Below are 12,970 nucleotides of genomic sequence, written 5' to 3' on the forward strand. Positions count from 1 at the left end.
AAAACGGAAAAATCCCGATGTTCTCCGGCACCATCACGTCCGTTTAACACGGCGCGTCTCCTGCCAATCGAACGTGCCCCCCAGGCATTGGTTCCTGAAAAATTAACGGCGCAAAGGCCGGAACAACTCGGGGAGAAGACAAAACGGGATGCGCGAGGCCGGCGTTCAGGCTTTGACACGCGGGCGCGACGTCTAGCGAAATATTTGCAGCATGGACCTAAGCGGGTCGCAATCTTTCAGATTTACGCTCTCGTTCTCGTTTTGCCGCGTAGCATGATCTTAAAACCGCGACACATGCTTAGAGATGGAAAGAAGAGGGGTGATCTTACGCACGTCTGCGCTTATTCAACGAACTTCGGGTTGCGGAGAGCTTCCGCAAGGAAATTGCTCATCGGCAGACCAAGGTTGATGTTGAGCCCCGGCATGGATTCCTCGAACCAGCGCTTGTAAATCTCTTTGGCAGTCTCTGACTTGTAAATCTCGCTCAGCGCCTCGTTTACTGCCCCGACAAACGCCTTGTCGTTCACGCGCATCATAAAACCAAATGGCTGGGCGTCTGTCACCTGCTCCTCGGAAAGCACATAATCGGACGGGTTTTGCGTGCGGGCAATCATCGTTTTCAGCAAAACCTCGTCCATGGCAAAGGCCGCAACACGACCTTCTGTGACCATATCGAACGCAGCCTGGAGACTTTCAACAGGAACGGCTGAGATATTCAGTTTCCGCCTGCGGCTACTCTCATTGATTTCATTGACATTGACGGTGCCGAGAGCCACGCTCACCGAGCGTCCCTTCAGATCATCCAATGTCTTGAAACCGCTTTTCCGCAGGGAAACGTACCGTGTCACGGTGAAAAAGTGCGGGTAGGCGAAGGCTGCGCTCTTGCGCCGCTCTGCCGTGTTGGTGCTTGCGTTGCACTCGATGTCTATCGTTCCATCATTGAGAAGCTGCACGCGATTGCTGGGCGTGCGCGGCACAAACTCGACATCGATGGATTGCACCTTGAGCCGCTGCTTCAGTTTTTCCACCACAGCACGGCAAAGGTCGATCGAGTAGCCGAGAACCTGGCCGTCCGCATTGAGAAAGGAGAAGGGTGCTGTCGAACCATAGCCGATCCTGATCTTGCCCGTCTGGGCAATTCGATCAAGGGTGGGCGTGTCGAAAACCTTTTCCTCCGCCTTGGCTTCAATCGAGCCGAGCGCGCAGAATGCAAGCAGGAGGCAATGAAAGATGTACATTCTCATTGCAGGTACTCCTTTGGCTCCTTGAAGGCGGCCTTCAGCTCTGGGGATAGCGGAAGGTTGAAATTGCGCCCGTCCGGCGGCAAGGGCGACATGAACCACTTGTTGTAGATCGTCTCGATTTCGCCATCCGTAAACATCTTGTAGAGAGCTTCATTCACCAACGTCTTGAACGCATCATCGCCCTTTGGCAGAAGAATACCATAGGGCTCAGGCGGCCCGAAGGTTTCTTTCGAGATCATATAGTCTCCAGGTGCATTTGAAAAAGCCACGTGGGCAGCCAGAAGAACATCATCCATCACGAAGGCGGAGGCGCGATTGTTTTCGACCATGGCGAAGGCTTCGGAATTCACCTTGCTGATCAGTACGGAGATGTTCAGCTTTTGCTCCCTGTTGACGTTTTGCAATTGCGCGATGTTGATGGTCCCCGTGGTCGAAGCCACCGTTCGTCCGGCCAGATCCTTGATACTGTTCAACCCACTCGATTTTTTCGTCACGAAGCGGGTGGCTGTGATGAAGTGGGGATAGGAGAATGCCACCTGCTCTCGCCGCTCGGCATTGTTGGTCGTCGCGCTGCATTCCATGTCGATCTTGCCGGACTTCACCAACAGGAAACGGGTTGCGGGCGTCGCCACCACATAATCGGTCTTCAGGGTATCGAGCTTAAGCGCGTCTCGAACGTGATCCGCAATCCTTTGACATATATCGATGGAGTAACCGCGCACGACGCCATCCGGCGTCACATAGGAAAACGGCAGTTCGTCCTGACGGTGCCCGAACGTGATCGTCTTGGTACGCGCAATCTTATCGAGGGTCGGGCTCTTCAACTCCTCAGCCCCAGCAGAAAGCGTGAGAAACGGCGAGGAGGCGAGCGCGGCGAACAAAGTGGGAATGACCGAGCGGCGCATCAGCCCACGGAGGGTAAGAGAAATATGCTTCATGTCTCTACTCCTAGCGGTGCACCATCTTTGCGGGTGCGGAACGATAATGGCTCTCGATATGGGCAAGTGGCATGGGGCGGCCAAGGTAATAGCCCTGCAACAGGTCGCATCCGGCAGCACGGAGCAGCGAAAGCTGCTCTAGCGTTTCCACCCCCTCCGCCGTCGTTTTCAATCCAAGTCCTGCGGCGATGTGGATCACACCTTGAATGATTGCCAGGCTCTGCGTGCTGGTCATCACGTCGGCAATGAAGCTGCGGTCGATCTTGATCTTGCTGATCGGCAGTTTGGTCAGATAGGCAAGGCTCGAATAGCCGGTTCCGAAATCATCAAGCGCGAACCTGACCCCAAGCGCCTGAATGTCTTGCAGACATGTGATGGCCTCCGATCCGGAGAGCAGAACCGTTTCCGTCAACTCGATCTCGAGCCGAGATGGCGGCAAGCCGCTGTCACTCAGTGCCCTTTGCACCTTCTCGACAAGATCGCCCTGCTGTAGCTCGATCGCCGAGATGTTGACGGCCACCGTTGCCTCGTTCGGCAATCGCATGGCCTCCTGGCAGGCCCGCTTCAACACCCAGTCGCCGATCGCACAGATCTGGCCGGTCTTTTCGGCCAGCGGAATGAAGTCGTCGGGTGTTACCCAGCCGCGAACCGGGTGCTGCCAGCGCACCAGCGCTTCATAGCCGACAGGCTCGGGATTGGAGAAAGAGAAGATCGGCTGGTAGTGCAGCACGAATTCGTCCCGCTGAACCGCGAGGTCCAGGTCCTGCTGCAGTTCGTGGTCCTGTTCTTTCGACATTTCCATGCCATGTTCGAAGAACTGGAAATTCCCGCGGCCGCCGGACTTGGCGCAGTACAGCGCCACATCGGCATGTTTGAGCAGTTCGGACATCTCGTGACCGTGAAGGGGCGCTATCGAAATACCGACGCTGGCCCCGACGGAGGCCTCTTTGCCCAGCAACATGAACGGGTGCGATGCGGAGGTGATGATGCCCTTCGCCAGGCGACTTGCCTCACGCACCGCATTTTTACGGACGATCTGCAGGATTGCGAACTCGTCACCGCCTAGTCGAGCCACCATGTCCTGCGGCCCGATCAGTTGCAGCAGGCGCTCTGCGAAGGATACGAGAAGAGCATCGCCGCTCGCGTGGCCCAACACATCATTGACCGCCTTGAAGCGATCGAGATCGAGAAGCATGACATTGAACCGCCGGTCATTCGCCAGTTCCCCAATCTCGCTCTCCAGCCGCTTGCTGAAGAAGGCTCTGTTTGGCAGTCCGGTCAGCGGATCGTGATGGGCAAGATGCTCCATCTGTTTCGCCACATCGCGGATCTGGCGCAGGTTCTCCCGCTCGACCACCGCTTCGCGCACCTTCTCGATCGCGACCGCCACGCGACCGATCTCGTCCTTGCGATGTTGAAACGGCGTCACCGAGGCCGTGTCGTCGTGGGCGATTTTGGTGAGTGCTTCGATCAGCGCCGGCACCGGCATGAAGACCTTGCGCATCAGAAGTGCAACGACCCCGCCGGTCACGAGCAGAATGGTGATCAGAAGCGCTAGCGAATTCTGTAGAAGCTTCGTTTGTGTTTCGAGAAGCTCGGAAGCCTCGCCGATCGTCGTGACCACACTGCCCTGCAGCTTTCCATTCTGATCGACCACCGGAACGAAAGCAATGAAGTGCCGCACAGTACCAAGCTCGGCAAAGCCGACGTAGAACGCATCCATCGCCGTGCCTTCTGGCAATGTCAGCGAGATATTCTCCACCTCCCCCAGCGCGTCGGCGGAACTGGTAAAGGTCTGACCAGCGGGGTCCTTTTGAAAAATCCAGACATTGTTCTTGGTTTGCGCAGCGGCAAGCGCCAGAACGTCCCCGGGGTTGAAGCCCGTATCCAAAATGGAGGCATCGTCACCCAGCGGTCGCTCGCTGGTGATCTTGACGATCTGGCCGCTACTATCACTGTCGATGGAGATAAAGGTGTAGATGGTGCGGATCGCAGAACTCGTCACCTGCGCGTTCAGTTCCGCCTCGCGACGCCATTGGTCAAGCGAGTCCCGCTGGACCATGACCCAGCCGACAGCAGCGCCAACGAGATAGGCAAGCACGACACTGGACACGAGCGAAACGGTGATCTTCCAGAACAACGACTGATACCAGACAATTCTGGCCGGCCGTGCTGGCGCTTCTGCCTCAAAATGATCCGCACTTTCCGTGCTCAAGAGCATCTGGCTCTCACTTTGGCCTCTTATGAAAGAGAAATCAGGTCAAAATTATCTTCTAGCGTCTCGTTACGTCGCAGTTTGAAACACCACTGTTCAGCAAGAGAGTAAAAATATCCTCACATGGTTCGGCAGGATTCGATGCAATGGATAAAAAAGAGCAAATAAATCGATCCGGCTAACCGCACGGCTGTCCAGTTTTAGGTCTGGATTGAAGATCGCTGCGGCTATAAATATCGCGCGTGGCATGCGGAAAGAAAATCGGCTTATGGCAATACTGAAGTTTACCGATCGGACGAAGAACAAGAGCGCGCTTGGCGCGAAAGATTTGAGTTTTCTCCTCAATCCGTATTCCATCGAGGTGACGCCGAAGACGGCCGCGAAGATCACTGACTTTTCCAGGCTCCTGCCGCCTGGAACACGAGTCTATATCGCCCACATCACCGGGACATCGATCCAGGATATGGTCGCGACGGCGAAAAGGCTGCGCCGGGACGGGTTCGCCGTCATGCCGCATTTTCCTGCACGCAGCATTCCTGACATCACCACTCTGGGGAGTTGGATAGAACTTTATCGCAATGAGGCTGACGTGACCGAGGCCCTGTTGCTGGGTGGCGGAGAGGCGCGTCCGGTCGGTACGATCGAAAGCTCGATCCACTTGCTGGAGAGCGGTCTCTTCGACCGGCATGGTTTCAAACGGCTGCATGTGGCGGGCCACCCGGAAGGGAGCCGTGACATCGATCCAGACGGCACGACCAGCAATGTCGATAGCGCTTTGAAGTGGAAAACAGACTTCTCTAGACTGACCGATGCCGAGATGGCGATCGTCACGCAGTTCGGTTTCGAGCCCGGGGTGATCACAACTTGGGCGGAGCGAATTGCAGAGGCGGGCGTCAGTCTTCCAATCCATGTGGGGATCGCGGGCCCGGCCAAACTCCAGACCCTGATCAAGTTCGCCATCTCCTGCGGCGTCGGCCCCTCATTGAAGGTGCTGCAAAAGCGGGCTTTGGACGTGACGCGATTGCTCATGCCCTATGAGCCGACCGAGATGGTGGACGCGCTGACGGCTTATGTCGAGAACAATCCGGCGTCGCTGATATCGCAACTCCACCTCTTTCCTCTGGGCGGAATTGAGCCGGCAGCGCGCTGGGTTGGAGACAACACCATGACCCAGGCTCAGGCTGCCACTGGTACGTCGTAATATAGAGCAGAAGGCGTTGGCGCGACCGAGCCTCTACCGACTTGAAGCGAATGCCAGTCCCAGCACGGCCGCCCCGACGAGACCGGGCTCAATGGCACACTCAGCCTGTACCACGAGCGGCCTTTGGAATTTGCGGAGAATTTTCGCTCTCACCGCTTCATCGAGTGCCTCGATCAGCGGCAGCGAGTTGGATAGGCCTCCGCCGACCGGAACGATGGTCGCACCGGTCATGTTGATGACGAGCGACAGGGGGCCGGAGAGAATGTCGATATAGATATCGATCGTGCGCGCGGCTTTTTCATCGCCGTCCTGCCAGGCAGCAAGGATTTCTTCCGCCTTCATTTCGATGCCGGTCATGTGACGGTGGAGCTTCTCCATGCCGCGAGCGCTGCCAATGGCATCGACACATCCATCCAGGCCGCAGCCGCAGGCAAAGCGCGGCAGTTCCACAGGGGGATTGCCGGCACGCGTGGCAGCAACGGGGCCATGGCCCCACTCTCCGGCAAAACCGCCGGCGCTGTTGATCAACTTGCCATCCACAACAAGGCCGCCACCGACACCCGTGCCGAGAATGGCCCCGAAGACGACGCGATGTCCGCGCCCTGCGCCTGCGCCATATTCTGCAAGCGCGCAGCAATCCGCATCATTGGCAATCAGCACGGGATGCCCAAGCGCTGCCTCAAGGTCTGCTTTCAACAGGCGTCCATGAGCGCAAGGGATATTGGCAATGTTGGCACGGTCGGTATCGGGATCGATGACGCCTGCAATCGACAGAGCGACGCAGTCCGGCCTCTCTCCGATTTCTTCGATCACGGACTTCAACACATCGACAAAGGCATCGAAATCATGGATCGGCGTTTGCCGGCGCGCAACCGGGCGGATGTCGTCGACAGCCCAGGCGCCAGCGCCCTTGATGGCGGTGCCGCCAATATCGAAACAGACGATCAAGCCGCAGCCCCTTTTGAAAAATCTTCGCCGAAGACGCAGGCGCCGGCGATGAAGGTGGCCACCAAAGATAGATCCGGCTTCAGTACCAGCAGATCGGCATCCATCCCGGCGGCGAGACTGCCCTTGGTCGCGCAGCCAATCGCCTCGGCCGGATAGAGCGAGGCCATATTCAACGCTTCCGTCAAAGGCAGTCCGATATGCTCATGGGCAAAGCGCACGCAAGAGAGCATATCGATATCGGCGCCCGCAAGCGTGCCATCAGCAAGCGTCAGGCGTCCGCCACGGCGGAACACTTCACGATCATTCAGGAGGAAACCCTGCTGATCGGTGCCGATGGTCGACATGGCGTCGGTTACCAGGAATATCCGCCCCGGTCCCTGCTTGGCAGCGAGCGCCACTTGAATGACGATCGGATCGACATGAAAGCCATCCGCAATCAGGCCACAGGACAAGCGGCCATTGGCCAGTGCCACACCAACCAGACCCGGCTCGCGATTTTCCATCTGGCTCATCGCATTGAAGAGATGCGTGACCATGGATGCGCCGGCCGAAACGTAAGGCAAAATGTCTTGCGCCTTGGCATTGGTGTGACCAAGGCTGACGACATATCCGGCTTCAACCAATTTGGTGACATCGGCGGTCGAGACACTTTCGGGCGCTAGCGTGATAAGAGCCTCGCCGAAGTGACCGGCTTTTTCCACGAGGAATTGCAGATCGTCGCTCTCAAGTGGGCGGATCAACGAGGGATCGTGGGTTCCCTTGCGGGCGACCGAGAGATGCGGGCCCTCCAGATGGAGACCGAGATAGCCTGGTACCTTTTCCGCAAAGGCAGCAATACCCGCTGCAACGGCCTTGCTCCGGATATCGACAGTATCGGTAATCAGCGTGGGCAGAAGGGCAGTCGTGCCATAGGCAGCATGCGCCGAGCAGATCGTGCGAATGCCGTCGAGATCAGGCTGGTTGTTCAGCAATACGCCGCCGCCGCCATTCACCTGAAGATCGATGAACCCTGGAACGATGAGGCCACCGGCCACATTACGACGCTCGATGGAAGACGATAGATCTGCCACCGGCGTAATGGCCTTGATCCGGCCGTTTTCGACAACAAGCGCGTGGCCATCCAGAAAGACAGCCCCGTCGAAAATCCGGCCGCCACACAGCGCGAATGAGCCAATCATCGTGTTTCCGTCACCTTCTTGAGGGCTGCAGGCTTGTCAGGATCAAAGCCGCGCGCGCGCGACAACATTTCGACCATGCCATAGTAAGGAACGATCAGGGCCAGAGCATCGGTCAGCGGGTGACCCGTCTCTACAAAGGGAAGAATGGTGGCGCCCCTGCCCTTGTCGGACGTCAGATAGACATTGGCATTCTTGCCGACGAGACCCGATGCCGTTTCGGCAATCGAGGCTTCCGCCTTGTCACGCGCAGCAAAGGCGATCACCGGGAAGCTTTCGGCAACCAGCGAAACCGGACCATGCAGCACCTCAGCCGATGAATAGGCTTCGGCGTGCAACTCGCAGGTTTCCTTGCACTTCAGCGCCGCCTCCGTTGCAATTGCAAGTGCCGGGCCGCGGCCGAGCATGTAAAGAGATTCAGCCTTGACCAGCGGCTCCACCAACACACTCCAGTCGAGCGCAAGCGCGTTGTCGAGGTGGTCGGGGAGCGCTGCCACAGCTTTTTTCAAGGAGTCTGAGCCGCTCCATTCGGAAAGAACCGCCAGTCCTGCGACGATCGAATTGACGTAGGACTTGGTGGCTGCCACCGCGATTTCCGGTCCAGCCTGGATATTAAGGGCAATCGAGGCGGTGTCGGCGAGAGGAGACGGTGTCGTATTGACGAGGGATAGGGTCAAGGCGCCGCCCGCCTTTGCACCTTCCAACATCGCGACGATATCCGGGCTCGCGCCCGACTGGGAGACCGCGAAGGCCGCAGCCCGCTGCAAGCGCAGTGGCGCCTTGTAGATCGAGGCCAATGACGGGCCGAGAGACGCGACCGGAAGGCCGAGTTCAAGCTCTATCGCATACTTCAGGAAATAGGCAGCATGGTCGGAAGAGCCGCGAGCGACAGTGACCACAACGGCCGGATCATGGGCCGCAAGAGCGCGTCCTGCCCGCGAAATATCGTCTTTCCCAGCATCCAGAAGCCGGGCCACGGCCTGGGGGATTTCGTCGATTTCGCGTCGCATCATTGTCGTCATCAGTATGGCCTCTAAGGTTTTGATCAGGCACCGATCGTAAGTTCTGCGACGAGATCGTAGGCGTCGCTGCGATAAAGCGCAGTGGAGACTTCCATCACGCGCCCGGTATTGAGATAGGCGATACGCTGCACGGAAAGCGCTGCGGAGCCGGGTGGAACCTCCAGCAACTCGCTTTCGTCATCGCGCAGCAGCACCGCGGAGATTCTTTGATTGGCGCGCACCGGGCGAATGTCGCGGGCGGCGAGCGCAAGATAGAGCGAGTCTTCGACCGTCTCAGGTTCGGGCAGAATATCGTCCGGAAGGCTGGTCCGCTCGAGCGCAATCGGCATATCGTCGGCGGTGCGCAAACGAAGGATACGTGAAACGCGAGCCCCGCCCGAAAGGCCGAGCATCATGGTTTCCTCAGCTGTGGGAAACTTAAGCCCGCGCTCGATCCAGCGCGATCCTGCCACCATTCCACGACGACGCATATCTTCGGTAAAGGACGTCAACCGTGTCAGAGGCTGCTGCATCTTCGGCACCGGCTTGGCGACGAAGGTTCCAGAACCGCGGCGCCGGACCAGAATGCCCTGCTCCACCAACTCGTCGATCGCTTTTCGCACAGTCACCCGGCTGATCGCTGCGGCATCGGCGATGTCCCGTTCGGCTGGCAGGGCATCGCCGTGCTTCAATCGCCCATTGGATACGGCATCCTCGATCAAGCGGCGCAACTTCTGGTAAAGCGGCCCGCCCCGTAATGCCTGCAATTCACCAAACGGCAAAACACCGTCCATTGCGCCTCTCCGATCTTTGCATGGGGAGACGGTCCGCCACCTACGGCAGAAATCGTCTCTCAGACACCATACCAAAACTGATACCAATACAACGCCACATTGGCAATATGCTGGACCAATCAATCGACAAGTGCCAAAATATCAGTGATTTCAACGCCGAACATATATTCCACGGCTGCTTCGAAACAAATTTTTGTTCCACTGTAGACAGAAGGTATTTTTTTGGTATTAGTTATTAACAACGACGACTGGCCTGCGGAAAACCGAAAGTGGCTGGCGAGGGGAAATACCCAAGACTCCAGTGTTTAGACGTTTATCCTCCACGCCCAAAAAGCGGGAGACAAAGAAGAACATTCAGCGCGTGAAAATTATTTTCATAGCCACACTCGATCGCGGTTTTTCCGGTTGACCATACTGGAAATTTGCAACAGGCTACGAAAATAAATTACGAAAAGGGGAGCTGCAAAGCCATGAAAGTCGCAATAATCGGACTCGGATTCCGCCTTGGCTATCTTGGCCAGGTCTTTACGGAAATCGATCCTGATTTTGAGATCGTCGCCCATGTCGACCCCGAACCAGCGGGCATGAAACAGCTGGAGGCAGAGAATATTTCGGCCGGCCGCGCTTACGAAACCCCTGAGGAGATGATCGCGAAGGAAACCTTCGATCTGCTCATGATCGGCTCCCCCAATACTTTCCATCTGGAGCATATTCGCATCGGTCTGGAGGCAGGCCTGACGGTGTTCACCGAAAAGCCGATCGTCACCACCATCGAAGAAAGCTTCGAACTCGCGCGGCTTCTGAACCAGTACGGCCAGGACCGTCTGATGGTCGGTCTCGTGCTTCGTTACTCACCGCTTTACCGCGATCTGCGGCAGGCACAGGCTCAGGGACTTCTCGGCGATATCGCCTCGATCGAAGCCTCCGAGCATATTGCCCCCTATCATGGCGCCTTCTTCATGCGCGACTGGCGCCGTTACGACAAGCTAGCAGGCGGCTTCATGCTGGAAAAGTGCTGCCACGACCTCGACCTTTATAACGGCGTCATGGGCGTGCGCCCGCGCTATGTGTCGAGCTTCGGCGGACGCCGCAGTTTCGTGCCGAAGAACGCCCCGCAGAATAGCGGCGTCAATGATCTTGATATCTATTTCCGCAAGCCAAGCGGCTGGATGGGTGCCGACAAGGTGTTCGACAGCGACGGCGACATCATCGACTTCCAGACCGCCATCGTCGAATATGAAAACGGTGCGTCGCTAGCCTTCCACACGAACCTCAACGTGCCGGACGAGTTCCGTCGCTTCTGCGTCGTCGGCGCGAAAGGCATGGCGGAAGGCGATTTCGTCCGCGGCTTCCTCGACGTTCACCGCGCCCATGACAGCGCCAAGCTGATCGGCAATACCTATCAGGCCCCATCGGTGAAATCGCACCATTACGGCGCGGACGAGCAGATGGCCGCCGATGTCTTTGCCCATGTCACGACAGGTGCTGCCCTGCCGGTTTCGGCGCTCGACGCCATCGAAGCCGGCATCCTGGCGATTGCCATGGACGAAGCGCGTGCTGCCCGCAAGGTAGTCGATCTGGCACCAGTCTGGGCAAAGTACGACGCTTGCCTTCACGGCACCGAAGACGCGCAAAAGCGCTCCGCCTGATGAAAGGGTGATCATGGACACCAGACGAAGCGCCGTTTTCTTTGCCTGGCTGCTTTTAGCGCCAGCCCTCCTCTATGTTCTTGCAATTGTCGCCTACCCGCTTGTCGATACGTTTATTCTGTCCTTTACCGATGCATCGCTGAAGAAGACCACCAACTGGGTGGGCTGGGCCAACTACGACAAGATTTTCAACGCTACTTTTGCGGAAGTCATTATCCGTACCTTCATCTGGACGTTCTTCTCGGTCGCCATCAAGATGATTATCGGCACCTTTGGCGCGACCATGCTGAATGCCGCAGTACCAGGCCGTGCGATCTTCCGCATTTTGACAATGCCGCCTTGGATCGTCCCAATGGCAATTGGCATCTTCATGTGGGGCTGGATGTATAATGGCCAGTTCGGCATGATTTCCGGCATGCTCCAGCGCACCGGTCTGGTCGATGGACCGGTTGCCTTTCTGGCGCAGGGCTCCACCGCGTTTTGGGCAACCGTGATCACCGATGTGTGGATCGGCGTGCCGATGGTGACGCTCTACCTTCTCGCCGCCATGCAGGCCGTTCCGCAGGATCTTTACGAAGCCGCTTGGGTTGATGGTGCCGGACGCTTCTATCGTTTCCGCCGCATCACGCTGCCGCTTCTCGTGCCTTCTATGATCACCATGTCGATGCTGTCGCTGATCTCGACCTTCAACTCCTTCGACATCATCTGGATCTTGACCCGCGGTGGCCCGAACGGCGAAACAACGACGATGATCATCGACACTTATAAGACCGCCATCGGGTCTTATAAGTATGGTGAGGGTGCTGCCCGCGCCGTGTTGATCTGCATCTTCCTGTCCATCTTCTGCCTTGCCTACTTCCGCATTGTCAGCAAGCTTTCTGCCGGAGACAAGCGATGACACCTCCTCCCGCACTGATCAACCGCTACAAGTGGTACGAAATCCTCGCGATCTATTGCGGCATCGCGCTGTTCCTGATCTTCGTGCTGTCGCCCTTTGTCGAGGGTTTTCTGGTGTCGCTAAAGCCGCTCAGCCAGCTCTTCTCGTCACCTTATCGCTTCTGGCCAGAAAATGGCTCTTTCGAAGCTTACCGGACGATGTGGGTCAGCGTACCGGGCTTTGCCCGATACATTTTCAACTCGTTCTTTATCTCCGGCATCGTCACGGCCGTCGTGTTGGCACTTGTCATTCCTGCAGCCTATGCCTTTGCTCGCTTCGAGTTTCGCGGCAGCGGTCTGTTGCTCGGCGCCTTTCTCGCCGTCAACATGTTCTCCGGCGCGGTCCTGCTCATCCCGCTCTTCCGGTTGATGCGCTCGATCGGCGTTCTCAATACATATCTCGCCATGATCGTGCCGGGCGTGGCCTTCCTCATCCCGTCCGCTATCTGGTTGCTGCGAACCTATATGATGCGCATCCCACGTGAGCTGGATGAAGCAGCCTATGTCGATGGCGCCAGCTACTTTTATACGCTACGCCGCGTGATCATCCCAATCGCAATGCCCGGCATCGTGGTGGTCGCGATCACGACGTTCATCGGTTCTTACGCGCAACAGTTCATCTACGCGCTGACCTTCAATTCAAAAACGGAATACATGCCTCTGCCGGTCGGCCTGTTTGCCTATTTCGGCCGCCAGGAGGTCATCTGGAACGAACTCATGGCCGCAAGTTTCGTCGGCATTGCCCCGGCGATGATCGTGATCTTCTTCCTGCAACGCTATCTCGTCAGCGGACTGACCGCAGGCGCGGTGAAACAATAAGATAACCACCAGAGAATGGGAGACTGACCGTGAATACCAAATTCAAGTTT

General features: G+C 57.3%; 11 protein-coding genes. 4 read left to right on the top strand and 7 right to left on the bottom strand.

Annotated features, from left to right (window positions below):
• Window positions 1–341 precede the first annotated feature (341 nt).
• Genes ACTJK5_RS14445 through ACTJK5_RS14455 form a run of 3 tightly spaced genes read right to left on the bottom strand, consistent with a single transcriptional unit; the run spans window position 342 to window position 4,403 of the window.
• Entirely contained in the window at window positions 342–1,244 is a 903-nt protein-coding gene (locus tag ACTJK5_RS14445; RefSeq protein ID WP_313591069.1) for an amino acid ABC transporter substrate-binding protein, read from the bottom strand.
• Window positions 1,241–2,182 carry an amino acid ABC transporter substrate-binding protein gene (locus ACTJK5_RS14450; RefSeq protein WP_440612760.1) on the bottom strand — a complete coding sequence of 314 codons (942 nt, stop codon included), beginning with the start codon at window positions 2,180–2,182 and terminating at the stop codon, window positions 1,241–1,243. Before ACTJK5_RS14450 ends, ACTJK5_RS14445 begins: the two co-directional genes overlap by 4 nt.
• A 10-nt stretch (window positions 2,183–2,192) precedes the next feature.
• A complete protein-coding gene (locus tag ACTJK5_RS14455) occupies window positions 2,193–4,403 on the bottom strand; it encodes a putative bifunctional diguanylate cyclase/phosphodiesterase (protein WP_440612761.1) in 2,211 nt (736 codons plus the stop codon).
• Between the two features lie 262 nt (window positions 4,404–4,665).
• Between ACTJK5_RS14455 and ACTJK5_RS14460 the strand changes: the two genes are divergently transcribed.
• A complete protein-coding gene (locus ACTJK5_RS14460) occupies window positions 4,666–5,598 on the top strand; it encodes a methylenetetrahydrofolate reductase (RefSeq protein ID WP_440612762.1) in 933 nt (310 codons plus the stop codon).
• Window positions 5,599–5,631: 33 nt separating this feature from the next.
• On the opposite strand, the gene ACTJK5_RS14465 is transcribed toward ACTJK5_RS14460, so the two are convergent.
• From ACTJK5_RS14465 to ACTJK5_RS14480, 4 genes are read right to left on the bottom strand one after another with little or no spacing between them, the layout of a single operon-like run.
• Window positions 5,632–6,546 (bottom strand): ROK family protein, encoded by a 915-nt coding sequence (locus tag ACTJK5_RS14465; RefSeq protein WP_440612763.1) that lies wholly within the window; start codon window positions 6,544–6,546, stop codon window positions 5,632–5,634.
• Window positions 6,543–7,724, bottom strand: a complete 1,182-nt coding sequence (gene nagA / locus ACTJK5_RS14470; protein ID WP_440612764.1) for an N-acetylglucosamine-6-phosphate deacetylase — start codon at window positions 7,722–7,724, stop codon at window positions 6,543–6,545. Before nagA ends, ACTJK5_RS14465 begins: the two co-directional genes overlap by 4 nt.
• A complete protein-coding gene (locus ACTJK5_RS14475) occupies window positions 7,721–8,743 on the bottom strand; it encodes an SIS domain-containing protein (RefSeq protein WP_440612765.1) in 1,023 nt (340 codons plus the stop codon). Before ACTJK5_RS14475 ends, nagA begins: the two co-directional genes overlap by 4 nt.
• 23 nt (window positions 8,744–8,766) lie before the next feature.
• Complete coding sequence (locus tag ACTJK5_RS14480; protein ID WP_062424132.1) at window positions 8,767–9,516, bottom strand: GntR family transcriptional regulator; 750 nt, start codon at window positions 9,514–9,516, stop codon at window positions 8,767–8,769.
• A gap of 470 nt (window positions 9,517–9,986) precedes the next feature.
• Here ACTJK5_RS14480 and ACTJK5_RS14485 point away from each other — a divergent pair, with 470 nt between their 5' ends.
• Genes ACTJK5_RS14485 through ACTJK5_RS14495 form a run of 3 tightly spaced genes read left to right on the top strand, consistent with a single transcriptional unit; the run spans window position 9,987 to window position 12,920 of the window.
• Window positions 9,987–11,165 (top strand): Gfo/Idh/MocA family protein, encoded by a 1,179-nt coding sequence (locus ACTJK5_RS14485; RefSeq protein WP_113175931.1) that lies wholly within the window; start codon window positions 9,987–9,989, stop codon window positions 11,163–11,165.
• 13 nt (window positions 11,166–11,178) lie between these two features.
• Window positions 11,179–12,063 carry a carbohydrate ABC transporter permease gene (locus tag ACTJK5_RS14490; protein ID WP_112954070.1) on the top strand — a complete coding sequence of 295 codons (885 nt, stop codon included), beginning with the start codon at window positions 11,179–11,181 and terminating at the stop codon, window positions 12,061–12,063.
• On the top strand, window positions 12,060–12,920 hold the full coding sequence (locus ACTJK5_RS14495) for a carbohydrate ABC transporter permease (protein ID WP_062424129.1): 861 nt from the start codon (window positions 12,060–12,062) through the stop codon (window positions 12,918–12,920). The genes ACTJK5_RS14490 and ACTJK5_RS14495 overlap by 4 nt, the downstream gene beginning before the upstream one ends.
• The last annotated feature ends 50 nt before the right edge of the window (window positions 12,921–12,970 follow it).

Source organism: Agrobacterium sp. 22094 (assembly GCF_052046015.1).
GTDB classification, from domain to species: domain Bacteria; phylum Pseudomonadota; class Alphaproteobacteria; order Rhizobiales; family Rhizobiaceae; genus Agrobacterium; species Agrobacterium cavarae.

What these genes read in the sequence shown, in the direction of transcription:
- ACTJK5_RS14475 (WP_440612765.1), bottom strand. Translation starts at nt 8,743, where the DNA reads ATGACGACAATGATGCGACGCGAAATCGACGAAATCCCCCAGGCCGTG.
- ACTJK5_RS14495 (WP_062424129.1), top strand. Translation starts at nt 12,060, where the DNA reads ATGACACCTCCTCCCGCACTGATCAACCGCTACAAGTGGTACGAAATC.
- ACTJK5_RS14445 (WP_313591069.1), bottom strand. Translation starts at nt 1,244, where the DNA reads ATGAGAATGTACATCTTTCATTGCCTCCTGCTTGCATTCTGCGCGCTC.
- ACTJK5_RS14480 (WP_062424132.1), bottom strand. Translation starts at nt 9,516, where the DNA reads ATGGACGGTGTTTTGCCGTTTGGTGAATTGCAGGCATTACGGGGCGGG.
- ACTJK5_RS14450 (WP_440612760.1), bottom strand. Translation starts at nt 2,182, where the DNA reads ATGAAGCATATTTCTCTTACCCTCCGTGGGCTGATGCGCCGCTCGGTC.
- ACTJK5_RS14485 (WP_113175931.1), top strand. Translation starts at nt 9,987, where the DNA reads ATGAAAGTCGCAATAATCGGACTCGGATTCCGCCTTGGCTATCTTGGC.
- ACTJK5_RS14490 (WP_112954070.1), top strand. Translation starts at nt 11,179, where the DNA reads ATGGACACCAGACGAAGCGCCGTTTTCTTTGCCTGGCTGCTTTTAGCG.
- ACTJK5_RS14460 (WP_440612762.1), top strand. Translation starts at nt 4,666, where the DNA reads ATGGCAATACTGAAGTTTACCGATCGGACGAAGAACAAGAGCGCGCTT.
- nagA (WP_440612764.1), bottom strand. Translation starts at nt 7,724, where the DNA reads ATGATTGGCTCATTCGCGCTGTGTGGCGGCCGGATTTTCGACGGGGCT.
- ACTJK5_RS14455 (WP_440612761.1), bottom strand. Translation starts at nt 4,403, where the DNA reads ATGCTCTTGAGCACGGAAAGTGCGGATCATTTTGAGGCAGAAGCGCCA.